The 16,953-nt window shown below is 67.8% G+C and carries 14 protein-coding genes, 1 tRNA gene and 1 pseudogene; 6 read left to right on the top strand and 10 right to left on the bottom strand.

Annotation, left to right across the window (positions count from 1 at the left end; all coding sequences use genetic code 11):
* Positions 1–59: 59 nt before the first annotated feature.
* The gene (gltB, locus tag ACZ5KP_RS04290) at positions 60–4,847 is read left to right on the top strand and encodes a glutamate synthase large subunit (protein ID WP_460920240.1); all 4,788 of its coding nucleotides are present in this window, start codon (positions 60–62) and stop codon (positions 4,845–4,847) included.
* A 632-nt stretch (positions 4,848–5,479) separates the two neighbouring features.
* Here gltB and ggt read toward each other — a convergent pair.
* The gene (gene ggt / locus ACZ5KP_RS04285) at positions 5,480–7,180 is read right to left on the bottom strand and encodes a gamma-glutamyltransferase (protein WP_460920238.1); all 1,701 of its coding nucleotides are present in this window, start codon (positions 7,178–7,180) and stop codon (positions 5,480–5,482) included.
* A gap of 132 nt (positions 7,181–7,312) precedes the next feature.
* Here ggt and ACZ5KP_RS04280 point away from each other — a divergent pair, with 132 nt between their 5' ends.
* Both ACZ5KP_RS04280 and ACZ5KP_RS04275 read left to right on the top strand, forming a co-directional pair.
* Positions 7,313–7,450, top strand: coding sequence for a hypothetical protein (locus ACZ5KP_RS04280; RefSeq protein ID WP_460920236.1), 138 nt, complete (start codon positions 7,313–7,315; stop codon positions 7,448–7,450).
* A 71-nt stretch (positions 7,451–7,521) separates the two neighbouring features.
* Positions 7,522–7,717 (top strand): annotated as a pseudogene (locus ACZ5KP_RS04275) (hypothetical protein); the annotation flags it as partial.
* Between the two features lie 7 nt (positions 7,718–7,724).
* On the opposite strand, the gene ACZ5KP_RS04270 reads toward ACZ5KP_RS04275, so the two are convergent.
* From ACZ5KP_RS04270 to ACZ5KP_RS04245, 6 genes are all read right to left on the bottom strand, one after another.
* Complete coding sequence (locus ACZ5KP_RS04270; protein WP_460921138.1) at positions 7,725–7,892, bottom strand: hypothetical protein; 168 nt, start codon at positions 7,890–7,892, stop codon at positions 7,725–7,727.
* 286 nt (positions 7,893–8,178) lie between these two features.
* Positions 8,179–8,249 (bottom strand) — tRNA-Pro (locus ACZ5KP_RS04265).
* A gap of 71 nt (positions 8,250–8,320) precedes the next feature.
* Positions 8,321–8,521, bottom strand: a complete 201-nt coding sequence (locus ACZ5KP_RS04260) for a DUF8141 family membrane protein (protein ID WP_460920234.1) — start codon at positions 8,519–8,521, stop codon at positions 8,321–8,323.
* Between the two features lie 107 nt (positions 8,522–8,628).
* On the bottom strand, positions 8,629–9,009 hold the full coding sequence (locus tag ACZ5KP_RS04255; RefSeq protein ID WP_460920232.1) for a Zn-ribbon domain-containing OB-fold protein: 381 nt from the start codon (positions 9,007–9,009) through the stop codon (positions 8,629–8,631).
* Positions 9,006–10,208: a thiolase domain-containing protein gene (locus ACZ5KP_RS04250; protein WP_460920229.1), complete on the bottom strand. Its 1,203-nt coding sequence runs from the start codon at positions 10,206–10,208 to the stop codon at positions 9,006–9,008. The genes ACZ5KP_RS04255 and ACZ5KP_RS04250 overlap by 4 nt, the downstream gene beginning before the upstream one ends.
* Positions 10,209–10,427: 219 nt before the next feature.
* The gene (locus ACZ5KP_RS04245; RefSeq protein ID WP_460920227.1) at positions 10,428–10,973 is read right to left on the bottom strand and encodes an inorganic diphosphatase; all 546 of its coding nucleotides are present in this window, start codon (positions 10,971–10,973) and stop codon (positions 10,428–10,430) included.
* Between the two features lie 362 nt (positions 10,974–11,335).
* On the opposite strand from ACZ5KP_RS04245, the gene ACZ5KP_RS04240 reads away from it, so the two are divergent.
* Positions 11,336–11,695 (top strand): PadR family transcriptional regulator, encoded by a 360-nt coding sequence (locus ACZ5KP_RS04240; RefSeq protein WP_460920225.1) that lies wholly within the window; start codon positions 11,336–11,338, stop codon positions 11,693–11,695.
* Between the two features lie 120 nt (positions 11,696–11,815).
* Here ACZ5KP_RS04240 and ACZ5KP_RS04235 read toward each other — a convergent pair whose 3' ends face one another.
* The gene (locus ACZ5KP_RS04235; RefSeq protein WP_460920222.1) at positions 11,816–12,583 is read right to left on the bottom strand and encodes a DUF7108 family protein; all 768 of its coding nucleotides are present in this window, start codon (positions 12,581–12,583) and stop codon (positions 11,816–11,818) included.
* Positions 12,576–13,184 (bottom strand): ribonuclease HI, encoded by a 609-nt coding sequence (rnhA, locus tag ACZ5KP_RS04230; RefSeq protein ID WP_460920220.1) that lies wholly within the window; start codon positions 13,182–13,184, stop codon positions 12,576–12,578. Before rnhA ends, ACZ5KP_RS04235 begins: the two co-directional genes overlap by 8 nt.
* Before the next feature lie 175 nt (positions 13,185–13,359).
* Between rnhA and ACZ5KP_RS04225 the strand changes: the two genes are divergently transcribed.
* Both ACZ5KP_RS04225 and ACZ5KP_RS04220 read left to right on the top strand, forming a co-directional pair.
* Positions 13,360–14,316 (top strand): transcription initiation factor IIB, encoded by a 957-nt coding sequence (locus tag ACZ5KP_RS04225; protein ID WP_460920217.1) that lies wholly within the window; start codon positions 13,360–13,362, stop codon positions 14,314–14,316.
* 509 nt (positions 14,317–14,825) lie between these two features.
* On the top strand, positions 14,826–16,145 hold the full coding sequence (locus ACZ5KP_RS04220) for a M48 family metallopeptidase (protein ID WP_460920215.1): 1,320 nt from the start codon (positions 14,826–14,828) through the stop codon (positions 16,143–16,145).
* Between the two features lie 38 nt (positions 16,146–16,183).
* On the opposite strand, the gene ACZ5KP_RS04215 is transcribed toward ACZ5KP_RS04220, so the two are convergent.
* On the bottom strand, positions 16,184–16,621 hold the full coding sequence (locus ACZ5KP_RS04215) for a hypothetical protein (protein ID WP_460920213.1): 438 nt from the start codon (positions 16,619–16,621) through the stop codon (positions 16,184–16,186).
* Between the last annotated feature and the right edge of the window lie 332 nt (positions 16,622–16,953).

Here is a 16,953-nt window from a genome sequence, read left to right as displayed (position 1 = left end):
TAATATACATTTACCCTTTCAGGAACACCGTCTTATTGTGCGAGTGACCACGGCTGGGTATGACCCAGCCACACGCAGGGGCGGATGGCGGTTCGCCGGCCCCCGCGAAGCGGGGCCCGTCGGACGCCACGTCCGGCGACGCCCGGGCTCGCGGGCTCGCCGACCCCCAGGAGGAGCGATCGAACTGCGGCGTCGGCGTCGTGATGGACCTCGACGGCGGTACGAGTCACGACGTCCTCGACGACGGACTCACGCTGCTCGAGAACCTCGAACACCGCGGCACGACCGGCGCGGAGCAGAACACCGGCGACGGCGCTGGCGTCCTCATCCAGCGGCCGGACGAGTTCTTCGCTGGCGTCGTCGAGGCCGACCTGCCCGACGTCTACGCCGCCGGCTCGTTCTTCTTCCCGCAGTCCGACGACGCGCGAGCCGCGCTCAAAGACCTCGTCGAAGCCGAGCTCGCGGCCTACGATCTCGACGTCCTCGCGTGGCGGCGCGTCCCGACGGACAACGCCGATCTCGGCAAGACGGCGATCGATTCCGAGCCCGTCGTTTCCCAGGCGTTCGTGGCACCTGCGGGCGATCTTCTCACTGCCGATGCCGCGACGGCCGAGGGGGCTGGTTCTGACGCGATCGACGCCGACGCGATCGACCTCGACGGCTTCGATCGCGCGCTCTACGTCGCGCGCCGGGACCTCGAAACGACGATCGAGGACGAGCAGCCGGCCGGCCACGAGCGCTTCTACGTCGTCTCGCTGGATCGCAAGACGGTCGTTTACAAGGGGCTCCTCAAGGGCGATCAGGTCGCGGGCTACTACCCCGACCTCACCGACGAGCGGATGGCGACGACCTTCGCGATGGTCCACGCCCGCTTCTCGACGAACACCCTCGGCGCGTGGCATCTCGCCCATCCCTACCGCGGGATCATCCACAACGGCGAGTTCAACACCATCCAGGGCAACATCAACTGGATGCGCGCTCGCGAGACCGACCTCGAGAGCGACCGGCTCGGCGAGGACGGACTCGAGGCCATCGAGCCGGTCATCAACGACCCCGAGCAGTCCGACACCGCCAGCGTCGACAACGCGCTGGAGCTGCTCCAGGCAGGCGGCCGCGACCTTCCCCACGCCCTCCGGATGCTCATCCCGGAGGCCTGGCGCGGCGACGACGCGATGGACGACGCCCGTCGCGAGTGGTACGACTTCCACGCCTCGCTGGTCGAGCCCTGGGACGGCCCGGCACTCGTCGCCGCCACCGACGGCGAGCGGGTCGGTGCGGTGCTCGACCGCAACGGCCTCCGCCCCTGCCGATACGACGTGACCGCCGACAACACCCTGATCATGGGATCGGAGGCCGGCGCGCTCGAACCCAACTTCGGCGAGATCGTCGAACGCGGTCGGCTCCAGCCCGGCCAGTGTTTCCTCGCCGATCCCGAGGAGGGGCGGATCGTCCCCGACGACGAGGTCTTCGAGGACCTCACCGACGAGCGCTACGGCGAGTGGGTCGCGGAACAGCAGGTCGATCTCGCGGACGTTGCCGACGCCGACGACCTTGCGCCCGCGAACGTCGGGGCCGGCGACACAGGGGCCGACGGCGAGGGCTCCAGTGCAGAGACCCTGCCCGCGCTCCGCGAGCGCCAGGCCACCTTCGGCTACAGCCACGACGAACTCGAGAACCTCATCGAGCCGATGATGAAGGCGGGGAAGGACCCGATCGGCTCGATGGGTGACGACACGCCGCTGTCGGTGCTGTCGGACTACAACCGCCCGCTGTTTACGTACTTCAAGCAGCTGTTCGCGCAGGTCACCAACCCGCCGCTTGACTACATTCGCGAGGAGCTCGTCACCTCGATGGAGACCCGGCTGGGCTACCAGCGAAACCTCCTCGAGGAGTCGTCGGCCCACGCGAACCAGCTCGTCGCCGACTCGCCCGTCCTCACGGACGCAGAGACGGCGGCGATCAAGGAACTCGACGAGAACGGGTTGACGTCGGAGGTTATCGACATCACGTACGAACCGCCACACGGGGGCGCTACCGCGGACGACGTCGAGGACTCCGACACCGTCGATCCGGAACCCGACGTGCTCACCTTCGAGGGCGAGTACGGCGAGGCCCTGGAGACTGCGGTCGAGCGCGTCCGCGAGGAGGCGACCGCGGCGGCGGAGGCCGGCGCGGACGTCGTCGTGCTCTCCGACCGGGACACCGGCGAGGACGCGGTGCCGATCCCGAGCCTGCTGGCGACCGGCGCGGTCCACCACCACCTCGTTCGCAACGGGCTGCGCAACCACGTCGGGCTCGTCGTCGAGTCCGGCGACCCCCGGCAGGTCCACCACGTCGCGACGCTCGTGGGCTACGGTGCGGGCGCCGTGAATCCGTACCTCGCCTTCGAGACGATCGCGGACCTCGTCGCCGGCGAGGACGGCGCGGACCTCGACGAGGCGATCGAGGCGTACGTCGGTGCGGTCGAGGACGGGCTGCTCAAGACGATGGCGAAGATGGGGACCTCGACGGTCGAGAGCTACCAGGGCGCCCAGATCTTCGAGGCGGTCGGGCTCGATTCGGACTTCGTCGCCGAGTACTTCGAGGGGACGGAGAACCGCACCGGCGGCATCGGCCTCCCCGAGATAGAGATGGATCTGCTGGACCGCCACGCGGCGGCCTGGACCGACGCCGAGATCGACCGCTACGGCGAGTTCGAGCACCGCTCCGACGGCATCCACCACCAGTGGAACCCCGAGACCGTCGGGACGCTCCAGCGTGCGGTGCGCACGGGCGACTACGAGACCTACACCGAGTTCGCGGAGCTGATCAACGACCAGGGTGACACGCTCCAGACCCTGCGTGGCCTGCTCGAGTTCGAGGACGACGAGCGGCAGTCGATCCCGATCGAGGAGGTCGAGCCCGTCCACGAGATCGTCGAGCGCTTCTCCACCGCGGCGATGAGCCTCGGCTCGATCTCGCCGGAGGCTCACGAGAACAACTCCATCGCGATGAACCGGCTGGGTGCGAAGTCGAACACCGGCGAGGGCGGCGAGCCCCCCGAGCGTTTCCACACCGAGAAGGAGTGCAACGTGAAGCAGGTCGCCTCCGGTCGCTTCGGGGTCACCTCGGAGTACCTCACCTCGGCGGACGAACTGCAGATCAAGATGGCCCAGGGCTCCAAGCCCGGCGAGGGTGGGCACCTCCCCGGGAAGAAGGTCAACGAGATGATCGCCCACGTGCGCTACGCGACGGAGGGCGTCGGGCTCATCTCGCCGCCGCCGCTGCACGACATCTACTCGATCGAGGATCTCAAGCAGCTGATCCACGACCTGAAGGCTGCCAATCCGGAGGCGGACATCAACGTCAAGCTCGTCGCGGAGGCCGGCATCGGCACGATCGCCGCCGGCGTCGCGAAGGCCAACGCCGACGTCGTCCACATCTCCGGGCACTCCGGCGGGACGGGCGCGTCGCCGAAGACCTCCATCAAGAACGCCGGCCTCCCCTGGGAGCTCGGTCTCGCGGAGGCCAACCAGATGCTCGTCGAGACGGAGCTGCGCGATCGGATCCGCGTCTCCGCCGACGGCGGGATGAAGACCGGCCGCGACGTCGCGGTGGCGGCGATGCTCGGCGCGGAGGAGTACGTCTTCGGCACGGCCTCGCTCGTCACCGGCGGCTGCGTGATGGCCCGGCAGTGTCACAAGAACACCTGCCCGGTCGGCGTCGCCACCCAGCGCGAGCAGCTCCGGGAGCGGTTCCCCGGCGAGCCCGAACACGTCGTGAACTACATGACGTTCATCGCCCAGGAGCTCCGCGAGATCATGGCCGAGCTGGGGATCGAAACCGTCGACGAACTCGTCGGGCGGGTCGACCTCCTCGACCAGCGCGACGACGTCGACCACCCGAAGGCCAAGAACGTCGACCTCTCGGAAGTGCTGGCAGAACCCGCTGGGGATCAGCGCCGGAAGACTCGCGAGCAGACCCACGAGGTCGACGAACAGCTCGACTGGGAGCTCATCGACGCGGCCCAGCCCGCCATCGAGGACGGGCAGGCGGTCACGCTCGACGCCGAGATCGGCAACGAGGACCGCGCCGTCGGTGCGACGCTCTCCAACGCCGTAGTGAAAGAACACGGCGGTGACGGGCTCACCGACGACGCGATTTCGATCGACCTCGAGGGCACCGCCGGCCAGAGCTTCGGGGCGTTCCTCGCCCGGGGCGTCTCGATGCACCTCACCGGCACGGCGAACGACTACGTCGGCAAGGGACTCTCCGGCGGGAAGCTCACGATCTCGACGCCAGCCGACGCGGGCTACGCGGCCAGCGAGAACGTCGCGATCGGCAACGTCGCGCTCTACGGGGCGACCCAGGGCGAGTGCTACGTCAACGGCGTCGCCGGCGAGCGCTTTGCAGTGAGAAACTCCGGCGTTCGCGCGGTCGTCGAGGGCGTCGGCGACCACGGCTGTGAGTACATGACCGGCGGCGTCGTCGCGGTACTCGGCGACACCGGCCGGAACTTCGCGGCGGGCATGTCCGGCGGCATCGCCTACGTCTTCGACGGCGACGGCGACTTTGACTCGCGGCTCAACACCGGGATGGTCGAACTCGAACGCGACCTCTCCGACCGCGACGAGGCCATGCTTCGCCGACTCGTCGAGAACCACGCCGCCTACACCGGCAGCGAGCGCGCCGAGGAGCTCCTCGCCGAGTGGGAGAGCGTGGTCGATCAGTTCGTGAAGGTCATGCCCGAGGCGTACTCGCGCGTGCTCGTCGAGAACGACGCCGACGATGTGCGCGATCACCTGCCAGAGGCTGCGGACGGGGAGATTGCGGGTGGGGACTCCGGGTTGGCTGCGAGTGGGGACTAGGGACGTTCGGTACGTTTCGCGATACTCTTGTTCGCTGTTCGATCCGACTACTAGGGAAATCAGTACGGGGATGTGGAGAAGTATCGGTAACAGCCGCCTCCGAAAGCCCCAGAGCGCTCGATATCCCGGGGCTCGTTGCGCGCTTCCCTCCTTCACATCCGCTCAGTCGGTCCAGTGCTAACTTCGCCCGGGGACAGCCGACCGCCCTGCCCCTTTCGAAGTCCCACCCACCGCACCGCAACCTCAGTCCTCCCCAACCTCCTCCCTCGCGTACGCTCGGTCGTCCCTCGCACGCTACCCGGGTGCTGACGCACCCGCGAAACGCGCGCCACCGCATCCCACCGGGGCATCGGCCCCTTCGACAAACTGCCTGGGTGGGGCTCCGGAAGGGGCCGACCGCTCGACGATCGTAACGACGTAAGCACCGCAGGTGAGCGGAGCGAGCCGAGGAGCGCAACGAGTTAGGATCGTCGAGCGGGAGGGGGCTTCCGTGGCGGTTCGCTGCCCAAGTCACTCCGTAACCACATGAGTTCCCTAGTAGTCGAGTAGCGCAAGAACTCCGGACTAAGCACAATCTTGATCGTTCGATACTGCGCCACTCACCGGGCGAGCCTCCCAGCCGCCATCCGAGCTCAGTACCCCGACACCTGCCCGTCCTTCCGCGGCTCCGTCGCACCGGACAACACCCCACCGTCGTTCCGGACGATCTGTGCGCCGCCGAAGAGCGCGGGCGGAAGGATCTCCACGTCGTGCCCTTTCCGGACGAGTTTCGTCGGGACGCCGTCGTGCATGCGCTCCTCGAGAGCCAGGCTGCCGTCCTCGCGGTAGCGCCAGCGCGGGGCGTCGAGGGCCGCCTGCAGGGGCATGCCGTAGTCGAGGATATTCGAGAGCACCTGCAGGTGGCCCTGGGGCTGCATGTAGCCGCCCATGACGCCGAAGGCCGCCCAGTCGTCTTCGTCGAGCTTCGCGACGGCGGGGATCAGCGTGTGGAAGGGGCGCTTGCCTGGTTCGAGGCTGTTGGGGTGGTCGGGATCGAGCGAGAAGGACGCGCCGCGGTTCTGGAGGGCGATCCCGGTGTCGCCGGCGACGAGTCCGGAGCCGAAGCCGTGGAAGCGGGAGTTGATGAAGGCGACGACGTTGCCCTCTGCGTCGGCGGTACAGAGCAGGGCCGTGTCCGCGTCTTCGGCGGGATCGTGCCCCGCGCCCGCTCCGCCTCCGCCTCCGGCGCCGTCGCCGTTCGCGCCGCCGACCTCCCTCGGGAACCCGATCTCGGCATCCTCGATCGCCGTCTCGCCGATCTCGTTTGCGCGCTCGGCCGCGTAGGAGTTCGCGGCGAGATTGGGCACGTTCTCGAACGTGGGATCGGTGACGTAGTGGTGGCCGTCCACGAACGCGAGCTTCATCGCCTCGGCGAAGGCGTGGACGCGCTCGGCGGAGTCGTAGGGATGCTCGCCGGCGTCGATCTCGCTCGCGAGGTTGATTGCTTCCAGGGCGAGCAGTCCCTGGTTGTTCGGCGGGAGCTCGTAGATCTCCGCGCCGCGGTACTCCGTGGCGACGGGCTCGGGCCACTCGACTTCGAAGTCCGCGAGGTCCTCGGTCGTGAGGAACCCGCCCTGGGATTGCACTTCTGCCGCGATCTCCTCGCCGATTGCGCCCTCGTAAACGGCGTCGGCGCCCTCCGCCGCGATGGTTTCCAGGGACTGGCCGAGCTTCGGAAGGGTGACCGCCTGCCCGACCGCCGGCGCTTCGCCGTCGAAGAGGTACGCTTCGCGGGCGTGCTCGTCGGTGAAACGATCCTCGCCGTGTTGCCACTGCGCAGAGACGACCTCAGTTACGGGGTAGCCCTCCGTGGCGTACCGGATCGCGGGCTGGAGCGTCTCGGCGAACGCCAGGTGACCCAGCTCATCGACCGTCGCCTCCCAGCCTCGCGCGGTCCCCGGAACGGTGACGGCGTGCGGGCCGAACTCCGGCATCGTGACCGCGTCGGGATCCGTGACCTCGGCTTGCTCGTCGTCGCCGTGACCCGCCGCGACGGCCTCCCGGACGTTCTCGATCGTGGCGTCAGCCGGTGCACCGCCGCAGGCCCGCATCGCACCGACCTCGCCGTCGGCAGTTCTGTAGAGCGCGAACACGTCGCCGCCCAGCCCCGTCGACGTCGGCTCGACGACGTTCAGCGCCGCGGCGGTGGCGACCGCGGCGTCGAAGGCGTTGCCGCCCTGCCGGAGCAGTTCGACGCCGGCCTCCGCGGCGAGTGGCTGGCTGGTCGCGACGATCCCCTCGGGCGCGTAGACGGTCGAGCGGCGGGAGCCGAAGGCGTCGACGTCGGGGTTCATGGGCGGGAGGTCGCACCGAAATCGGATAGTGCTGTGGGAAGGGGAGGATCATCGGTTTGCGATGGGTGGTGTCGCTGTACCGAGTTGTCCTATGCCGAAGACATTTGATCGAGTACGCGCAATTGGCAGTACGTGGTTTGGACGATGGACCGGAGTGAACGCCGAGAGCGATCTGTGAGCGACGACGAGTACGAGCGGATGCCCGGCCGGATCGAAGCCGCGTTTGACCGGGTTCGCGATCTACTCCCGGACTCGGAGCGCGACGAGTAGCTCGTTTTTCTACTACTGTCATGCCGTTCTCCCGTTGAATTCGACATTTCGATGGCGACTGTGAGAAGCGGATGGCCGCGAAGCGTCGCTTCGACCTGGAGCGCTCGAGCTGGGGCGACGTGACCTTCCGGAACGGCACGCCCGCCGAGATAAAATCCACGTGGACCGGGCACAGGACGGACAGCCGGGCAATTTCAAGCTATCTCGACCTATCTCGAGAAGCCCCGGCGGCACGACGGCTGGTACTGCTTCGTGGTGTATCGGCCCTCCAAAATCAGTCCGTTGCGAACTCTGCAAACGGATCTAACCTCGCCTCTCCATCGACGATGACGATGCGCTTCTCGGGATACCGCTCGATGGACTCGGAATCGAAAATCTCCCCGAACGTTACTGGAGGGAGGTCCTCCGGGTCGTCGTATTCAACCGAAAAACCATCGGCCATTTCCGATGGTTACGTCTCTTGAGCAGGTAACCCTTGTGGGAGTTGATCGCGTATCGGGTCTGTTAGCCCCTCAAAAGACCATTCTCCAATCTCGAATCAGGATGCGCTTCCGCAAGCCAACTTCCCTGTCGATTTGCACAGGCGCCGCGAACGAAGTGAGCACCCGAAGCCTCGTGAAACTCGTCTTCCGAGCCCGCGCTCGCTCCGCTCACGCGGACGCAGAGCTCTTTTCCCCAAGTATTTGCGAGGCGCAGCTCGCAGAGCCGCGCCTCGTAAAATGTGGAAGTGGGGCCGCTGAGATTTGAACTCAGGTCCGACGCACCCCATGCGCCGAGGATACCACTACCCTACGGTCCCACGCAGTCGTAGAAAATCGGGCTCGGCAATTAAGGGTGTCGAACCAGCGTCGGTGTATCGCCAGCCCCGACTCAGGTCTGCCTGGCGACGAACCACAGCGACGTGATCGTCGACGTGATCGCGACGCCGACGACCGCGCCCATGAACGGTTCGAAGCCGGCCGTCGGGCCGAGAAGGTAGCCGGCGGCGAGACCGAACGGGTCGAGGATCGCCGTCAGGACGACGAGCTGCGCGGTCGGCGAGAGGGTCTGGAACTTGTAGAGGGTCGACATGCGATCGATACGTAGCGCTGCCCATGCACAAAAGGATCGCCGAGTTGCCGAGTCTGCAACTCGGCGAAACGGAGCTGCCCGCGGTCGGGGCCGTCGAACCGCGACGCTCAGCCGAACACCGGCGCCGGGCCGCGATCGCCCTCGTACACGTCCGTCAGTTCGACGGTCTCGCCGATCTCGCGCTCGCTGGTGAGCCGCGCGAGCACCCGCGCGTCGCCGAGGTCCACCAGCGCGACGGTGTAGGGGCCCTCGAACTCGGCGGGCGCGATCTCGATCCGGGTGCGCGCGTAGACCTCGCCCGCCGTCGGGAGGTCGATGCGCTCGATCGCCCGGGAGCCACACTGGGCGCAGGCGGCCTTCGGCGCGGCGGTGGCGTGGCCGCAGTCGTGGCAGCGCTGGCCCAGCAGCACCTGATCCTCCCAGAGGTGCTGGCGCCACTCGGCGTAGCTCGGGTCCGTCTGGCCCGGCCGATTTTCGAGCGTCGTCATGCTCCCGCCTCCAGGACGCTGACGACGGTCGTCGCAGTGTCCCCGCCGAGGTTGTGCGCGAGCCCGATCTCGGCGCCGTCGACCTGGCGCTCGCCCGCGTCGCCGCGGAGCTGCGTGACGAGCTCGACGATCTGGGCGGTGCCGGTCGCGCCGATGGGATGGCCCTTGGCCTTCAGCCCGCCGCTGGGGTTGACCGGCAGCTCGCCGCCGAGGGACGTGCGCCCTGCCGCCGCGGCGGGCCCGCCCTCGCCGTCCTCGAAGAAGCCCAGCGCCTCCGTCGCCAGGATCTCCGCGCCGGTGAAGCAGTCGTGGAGCTCGACGACGTCGACGTCGTCGGGGCCGATCCCCGCCGCGTCGTAGGCCTCCGCCGCCGCGTCGCGAGCGGCCTGCGTGACGCCGGGGTCGGCCTTGTCCGCGATCGGCACGACGTCAGTGGCGTGGCCGACGCCGCGGACGGCGATCGGCTCGGAGTCAGCCCCCTCGCCCGTCGCGTCCATCTCCGTGGTCTCACCGGTCGCCACGTCCTCGCTGGCGACGACGACCGCCGACGCGCCGTCGCTGAACGGACAGCAGTCGTAGAGCCGGAACGGCGACGCGACGACGGGGCTGTCGAGGACCTCCTCGACGGTGATCTCGCGGCCGTGCTGGGCGTCAGGGTTGAGGCTTCCATGGTAGTGATTCTTCACGGCGACCTCCGCGAGCTGTTCCTCCGTCGTCCCGTACTCGTGCATGTGCCGGTCGGTCAGCAGTCCGAACACGCCCGGGAAGGAGAGGCCGACGGGCTGTTCGTAGTGCTCGTGCATCGCCGTCGCGAACTGGGTCGTCATCTCGGCGGTCTCGAGCCCGGTCTCGGGGGTGCAGCGCTCGACGCCGCCGACGAGGACGACGTCGTGGCGGCCGGACTCCACGGCCTGGACGGCGTGCTTGAACGCGTTCGAGGAGGTCGCACAGGCGTCCTCGAAGCGCTGGCAGGGGATCCCGGCGAGCCCGACGTGACTGGCGAGCTGGGGTGCGAGGTGGCTCGCGCCCTCGATCTGGCCGCCCATCGCGTTGCCGAGGTAGAACGCGTCGATCGCGTCGGTCGGGACGCCGGCGTCGTCGATCGCGGCGAACGCCGCCTCGCCGAACAGCTCCGCCAGCGGTCGATCGTGGGCGTCGAAGCGGGTCATGCCCGCGCCCACGACGTGTGGCTGGTTCATGGACGACCGTTAGGAATCCCCCGAGAAAACGGTGGCGTTCGGCGAGCCCGCTGCGCCAGCGGCGGGCAAGGCACTAGCACGAGCGCGGGGTGGTGGCTGCCCTACCGCCGCGCCAGCGGCGGGCAAAACATTAGCACGAGAGCGGGGGTAGCTGTCCACCGCCACGCCAGCGGCTGCTCGCGCCGGGCGTGACTGCAGAAAGTGCGGTGACGTCGCGTCTCAGTTCCGGGGGCTGTCGAAGTTCTCGTCGTAGAGATCCATCGAGTGCTCGATGGCGTCCTTGGCGGCGTCGGCGTCCTCCCAGCCCAGCGTCTCGACTTCCTTGCCCTCCTCGAGGTTCTTGTAGGTCTCGAAGAACTCGGCGATCTCGGCCTTCTGCTGGTCGGTGAGGTCGTCGACGTCCTGGACGTGATCGTAGCGGGGATCCTCCGTGGGCACCGCGATGACCTTGTCGTCCTGCTCGCCGTCGTCGTCCATGCCCATCAGCGCGACGGGGCGGGCCTCGATCACGCAGCCGGGGAACGTCTGGTCCTCGACGAGGACGAGCACGTCGAAGGGGTCCTCGTCGTCGTAGTACGATCGGGGGAGGAAGCCGTAGTCGCTCGGGTAGTGGACGTTCGAGTGCAGCACTCGATCGAGCACCACACCGGGGACGTCCTTGTCGTACTCGTACTTGTTCCGCTCGCCCTTGAGGCACTCCACGACCGCGTAGATCTCCTCGGGCGGGTTCGGGCCCGTCTCGAGGTCTTCCCAGAGGTTGACCATGCGGGCGTGTCTCGGCCCAGTTTCCAGATAGACCTTTTCATCGCGCTCCGTCGGGGAAACGTCGCGGAGAACTGTGGGCGCCGCCGACTGCTGCCGGCCATTGCTTCCAGTCGGTCGGTGCCTGCCGGACTGCCCGCAGCTGGCTGCGTCGACGCGTCGAGCGAGGCGGGCGAACCGGGCCGCACTGGCCCCTATCTCGGGGCCGACCTGCCGAATCCGTCACTCATCTATCACGATGGCGACCGTTCGCTGTGGCGACGAATACGCCAGAGGTGAGTCTACTCAGGTTCCACCGACCATGGCCGAACCCCCGTCTTGTCCCAAACACGAATATTAAGTAATGTGCTCACAACAGTGCATCTATGTCAGAGGCCCAGGCGGTCGACGGTTCGAAGGCACGCGATCTGACTGCGTTCCAGCGTCACATACTCACGATTCTCGCCGAGGAGCCGATGTACGGGCTCGCGATCAAGCGGGAGCTCGAAGCCTACTACGACGACGAAGTCAACCACGGCCGGCTCTACCCGAACCTCGACGATCTCGTCGAGCTCGACTTCGTGGCCAAGAGCGAACTCGACAAGCGGACGAACCAGTACGAGCTGACGGAGGAGGGGTACGCCGCCGTGCTCGATCAGGTTCGCTGGTCGCTCGAACGCATCGTCACGGACGACGGCCGTGCCGAAGAGATTCGATCCATCGTCGACGACGCGCTCGACTCGTAGCCAGCGCCGCTCCCCGAACCGAATCCCGCCCTCCTGCGGCCTCCGTCGTCCTCTCTCCAGCGACGACTGCTGTCTTCCCCGATCAATACCGAGCATTTCCTCCGCCGACCGCTGCCGGAATCACTCCGCTGATTCGTCCGTGGGCATCGGTACGTCAAGCTCCTCGTACACGTACGCGATCGACTGGTCGAGCGCGGCTGCCTGCTCGTCGGTCGGCCAGACGTTCCGCGAGTAGTACTCCTCGCGGAACCACCGCAGCTCCGCGGCCGTCACCGCGGCGATCGGTTTCGCGTGGTGGTTCGAGACGAATTCGGCCAAAGCCTCGGCGTTGGCGGCGTGGCGGTCGCCGTGGGCATCGCGCACTTGTTCGACGACGGCCTCGTTGCGTTCCGCGACGGCGTCCCACGATTCGGGATCGCCAGCGCCGCCGAGTTCGACGTCGGCGGCGCGGTCGATCTCGTCGATGCGAGCGGGATCGATGGCCCCCTCGTCGTCGCGCCACTCGATCGGGTGACAGACGAGCGTCGGCGCGTCGTTCGTACCGGCCGCGTCGCCGTCGTCCCGGATCATCGCGGCGTAGTCGTACTCCGCGAGCAGGTCGGCGCGCCGGTCGCGGTAGCTCTCGGCCTCGGCGTCGTCGGGCACTCGCCGGGCGAGGCGGGTGAGTCGCTCGGCCTCCTCGATCGTCGCCTCGGGGAGGTCCGGCTCGATCGATTCTGTCTCCTCGCGTTCGGGCGGTTCGACGGGATCGACCGCCACGTCCGTCTCGCCGGAGTACGGCGCGACCCGGCGATCGAACGGGTCGTCCGCGGCGTCGGTGGCATCGGCGTCGGCCTGCTCCCCGGTTTCCTCGACCCCCTCGACGTCGTGGTCGCTCTCCTCAGGCATCGTCGAGCGCCTCGTTGGCCAGTGCGTCCGCACGGTCGTTGAGCTCGCGAGGCACGTGCTGGAGGGTCCACTCCTCGAACGCGTCGAGCAATTCCATCGCGCGCACGCGGCGCTCGCGGAGTTCGGGCACGTTCACGTCGTACTCGCCGCGGATCTGTTTGAGCACGAGCTCCGAATCGCCGAAGACTTCGAGGTCGTCGAACCCGTAGTTGCTCGCGACCTCGAGTGCCCGGATCAGCGCCTCGTACTCCGCACGGTTGTTCGTCGTCCGGCCGACGGTCTCGCCGCCCTCGGCGACGATTCCGTCGTCGGTCGCGACCACGTAGCCGATCGCGGCCGGGCCGGGGTTCCCCCGGCTCGCGCCGTCGAAGTAGATCTCTGCGGTGCCGCCATTGTCGTCGCTCCCGCCGTTTGCCAGGACGGCCTGGACGTCGGTGGGCCGCGCGCCCTGGATCACGACCTTGTCGTCGTAGGCTACCGCGGTCGCCTCCCCGAGCGTCGCGCGCCAGTGCTCGTGCTCGGTGTTGCCGGGCTCGACGGTCGCGCCGGCGTCGGCGAGCTGCGCTCGCGCGCGCTCCACGTCGCACTCCAGTACGGGCATTGAGCGCAGGTGAGGGGTTCTGGCTGAAAACGTTTCCGTTCGGGCGTCAGAATGCGCACGGCAATGGCACGGACGGCGGTCCGGTGGCCGCAGACGCTGGAATTGTGACCTCTCGATAGGCGACGCATACCGGCGAAGGGTTTAACTGTGAGAAAGGAACTACTATAAAAATGCGATGACACGGTCTACCCGCCAACGGGAGCGCGAGTCGGAGCAATCTTCTGAGGAAGAGACCGTACGGGAGTGTCCCGAGTGTGGATCGGAGGATCTCGTCAAGAGTTCCGACCGGGGCGAGCTCGTGTGTGACGACTGTGGGCTGGTCGTCGAGGAGGAGCAAATCGACCCCGGCCCCGAGTGGCGAGCGTTCAACCACCAGGAGCGTCAGGAGAAATCGCGGGTGGGCGCGCCGACCACCCAGACGATGCACGACAAGGGCCTGACGACCACCATCGACTGGAAGGACAAGGACGCCTACGGCCGCTCGATCTCTTCGAAGAAGCGTAGCCAGATGCACAGATTGCGGAAGTGGCAGGAACGGATCCGCACGAAGGACGCCGGCGAACGCAATCTCCAGTTCGCGCTGTCCGAGATCGACCGGATGGCCTCCGCGCTGGGCGTTCCGCGCTCGGTGCGCGAGGTCGCCTCCGTGATCTACCGCCGCGCGCTCAAGGAGGACCTCATCCGCGGCCGGTCGATCGAGGGCGTGGCCACTGCGGCGCTCTACGCGGCCTGCCGGAAGGAGGGCATCCCGCGAAGCCTCGAGGAAATCTCGGAAGTCTCACGGGTCGAGCGCAAGGAGATCGGCCGGACCTATCGGTACATCTCCCAGGAGCTCGGCCTCGAGATGAAACCCGTCGATCCCAAGAAGTACGTTCCCCGTTTCTGCTCGGAGCTCGAACTCAGCGAGGAGGTCCAGTCCAAGGCCAACGAGATCATCGAGAAGACCGCCGAGGAAGGGCTCCTCTCCGGGAAGTCCCCGACCGGCTACGCTGCCGCGGCGATCTACGCGGCATCCCTGCTCTGTAACGAGAAGAAGACCCAGCGCGAGGTCGCCGACGTCGCGCAGGTCACCGAGGTCACGATCCGCAATCGGTACCAGGAGCAGATCGAGGCGATGGGAATCCACAGTTAGGGAACTCGATTGGTTTGGTCGCGCCCAGCACGGCTCGCAGATCAGCTCCGTTCGCTCCCGTTCGTTCTCGCCGCCGGTTTCTAGCGAGTAGCTTGTGGTGCTCCACATCGAGCGATCGTCTGTGCCGCAATCACAGCCTCGAAAGCCCCCGCGCTCTCGACTCGGGCGCCTCGCTGCGCGCTTCGCTCGTTCGCGCAACTCACTCGCTGCAGTGCTTGCATCGTCGTCCTTCGTCGAGAGCGCGGCCCCTTTCAGTCCCACCCAGGAGGCTCGTCCAAACAAGCTGGGTGGGGCTGAAAGGGGCGGCCAGCTACGCGAACCCCGGCGAAGTAAGCACTGCAGCGAGCGAACGGACGTGAGCGAGCGAAGCGCGCAGCGAGCCGCGGGAGCGTAGCTGGCCGGGGCTTTCGAGGCTGTCCTCGTGAGGTACGCCGAGATTCACTGCGTAGGATTCCGGATCCATCTCCAGAATCGCAGCAGTTTCCCGGCTCGCACGCAAGAACGCCAGTATGCTCGCCGCACACGTCGTCCTCGTCGGCCTGCTCGTCGGGACGACCGCGCTCTACAGCGCTCTCTCGGTCCTGAACGTCCGGCACGGCCGTCGGGCAGTCCACGAGAACGCCGACTGGCTCGCCGCCGAACTCGACGTCGAAGAGCCCGCGGAACTGCTCGGCTACCAGCGCGCTCGGACGGGCGCCTCCCTGCTACAGACGTGGGTCAGCCTGGTGCTCCTGCTGGGCGCGCTCTACGCCGGGGTGTTCACCGGGGCCGTCGAGTTCCTCGCGGACGCGGGGCTCGGGCCGGTCCTCCAGGGCGTCGCCTTCGTCGCCGGCCTGCTTCTCGCCCAGCGCATCGTCGCCGCGCCGTTTTCGGCGTACTCGACGTTCGCCATCGAGGAGAACTTCGGGTTCAACGAGCAGTCGCCGCGGCTCTGGATCAAGGATCAGCTACTCGGACTGGCGATCGGCCTCGCACTGCTCCTGCCGATCGCGGGCGTGCTCTTCTGGCTGATCGAGGCGTTCGCGACGCCGGTCTGGGTCGGCGCGGGCTGGGCGCTCGTCGTCGGCGTCGGGCTCGTGATGCAGATCCTCTATCCCCGGGTGATCGCGCCGCTGTTCAACGACTTCGAGCCACTGGCCGACGACGAGGTGCGACAGGCGATCGAGGATCTCTTCGAGCGTGCCGGGTTCTCCGCGTCTGGCATCTACACGATGGACGCGAGCCGGCGATCGACCCACCTCAACGCCTACTTCGTCGGCTTCGGCTCGACGAAGCGCGTCGTTCTGTTCGACACGCTCCTCGAGGAGCTCTCGACCCGGGAGCTGGAGGGCGTCCTCGCCCACGAGCTCGCCCACTGGAAGTTCAACCACATCTGGCAGCGTGTCGGCGCCAGCGCCCTCCAGATGGGCGTCGTCTTCGCGGCCCTCGGCTGGCTGCTCGGCACCGACTGGCTTCCCGAGCTGTTCGATCTTCCCGCCGAGGCGACGTACGCCCACCTCGTGGTCGCCCTGCTCTTCGTCTACCCGCTGCTGGAGCTGACCGCGCCACTCCTGAACCAGCTCTCCCTCGCGCACGAGCGGGAGGCCGACGGCTACGCCGTCGACCAGCTCGGCGAGGCCGAGCCAATGGTCGGCGCGCTCGCGACGCTCGCCAGCGAGAACCTCGCGAACCCCTTTCCCCATCCCTGGTACGCCGCCTTCACCCAGAGCCATCCGCCGATCCCCGAGCGGATGCGGCTCGTCCGGGACCGCGTGGACGGTGACGACGGGAGCGAGGCTGCCACCACGGGCACAGACGCCGAGGGCGGCGATCCCGCTGCCGACGACTGACGCCGTCGCGGACCGCACGGTGCCCGCCGGCCCGTCACCTACCCGCGCCGTGGTGACGCCTCGGGAGCGCTCTGGACTCGACTGACGAGCGCCGCGCTGACGTAGCCGAGAAAGAGCATGAGCGGGCCGCGGAGCGCGAGATCCGCCATCGCCCCGATCGAGCCCAGGAAGACGAACTCGACGTTGCTCGATCCCGCGCGTGGGAAGGCGGTGAGGTAGGCCGCCCGGAAGGTGAACAGCGCCGGCAGGAGCGCGAGCAGCCCCAGCGCGACCGCCACGAACCCGTTCGCCGCCGACTGGGAGTAGTAGCTCCCGCGCAGGCCCGCGACCGCCCCACCGAGGATGCTCGCCGGGAACAGCCAGCCCGGTCGTCCGAACGCCAACACCGCGACGGACCCGCAGACGGCGGTGACGGCCGCGCCCTGGAGCGCCGGGCTCCACTCGAAATCGAAACTGGGCGTGAGGAAATCGCTCACGGTGGCGCATCTGTTCGGCGCCAGTACCATTGTTTTTGTCCCTCGTCTGCGGAGTGCCATCCTCGACTACTGAGGAAATCACTAGCTGGCCGCGGAGTGACTAGGACAGCATACCGCTTCGGAAGCCCCCTCCCGCTCGCGCCCGCTCGCTCGCTGCGCGCTTCAATCGCTCCCGTTGGTCGCTCGTTCCAGTGCTTACTTCGCGAGCGAACGCGAGCGGTCGGCCCCTTCCAGTCCCACCCGGTGGATGTGGCCTCGGTCGTCGCTCCGGTGGATCGCCAGCGAGCGGAAGCTAGCGGGCGATCCCCAGTGCTTCGCGCGCCCGACTTTCC

Source organism: Salinarchaeum chitinilyticum (assembly GCF_055390775.1).
Note: the sequence above shows the minus strand (reverse complement) of the source record. Positions and strands in the feature narration are given on the sequence as shown.

Coding starts and splice junctions, on each gene's coding strand:
- gltB (WP_460920240.1), top strand. CDS start 60: ATGACCCAGCCACACGCAGGGGCGGATGGCGGTTCGCCGGCCCCCGCG.
- ggt (WP_460920238.1), bottom strand. CDS start 7,180: ATGAACCCCGACGTCGACGCCTTCGGCTCCCGCCGCTCGACCGTCTAC.
- ACZ5KP_RS04270 (WP_460921138.1), bottom strand. CDS start 7,892: ATGGCCGATGGTTTTTCGGTTGAATACGACGACCCGGAGGACCTCCCT.
- ACZ5KP_RS04260 (WP_460920234.1), bottom strand. CDS start 8,521: ATGTCGACCCTCTACAAGTTCCAGACCCTCTCGCCGACCGCGCAGCTC.
- ACZ5KP_RS04255 (WP_460920232.1), bottom strand. CDS start 9,009: ATGACGACGCTCGAAAATCGGCCGGGCCAGACGGACCCGAGCTACGCC.
- ACZ5KP_RS04250 (WP_460920229.1), bottom strand. CDS start 10,208: ATGAACCAGCCACACGTCGTGGGCGCGGGCATGACCCGCTTCGACGCC.
- ACZ5KP_RS04245 (WP_460920227.1), bottom strand. CDS start 10,973: ATGGTCAACCTCTGGGAAGACCTCGAGACGGGCCCGAACCCGCCCGAG.
- ACZ5KP_RS04240 (WP_460920225.1), top strand. CDS start 11,336: ATGTCAGAGGCCCAGGCGGTCGACGGTTCGAAGGCACGCGATCTGACT.
- ACZ5KP_RS04235 (WP_460920222.1), bottom strand. CDS start 12,583: ATGCCTGAGGAGAGCGACCACGACGTCGAGGGGGTCGAGGAAACCGGG.
- rnhA (WP_460920220.1), bottom strand. CDS start 13,184: ATGCCCGTACTGGAGTGCGACGTGGAGCGCGCGCGAGCGCAGCTCGCC.
- ACZ5KP_RS04225 (WP_460920217.1), top strand. CDS start 13,360: ATGACACGGTCTACCCGCCAACGGGAGCGCGAGTCGGAGCAATCTTCT.
- ACZ5KP_RS04220 (WP_460920215.1), top strand. CDS start 14,826: ATGCTCGCCGCACACGTCGTCCTCGTCGGCCTGCTCGTCGGGACGACC.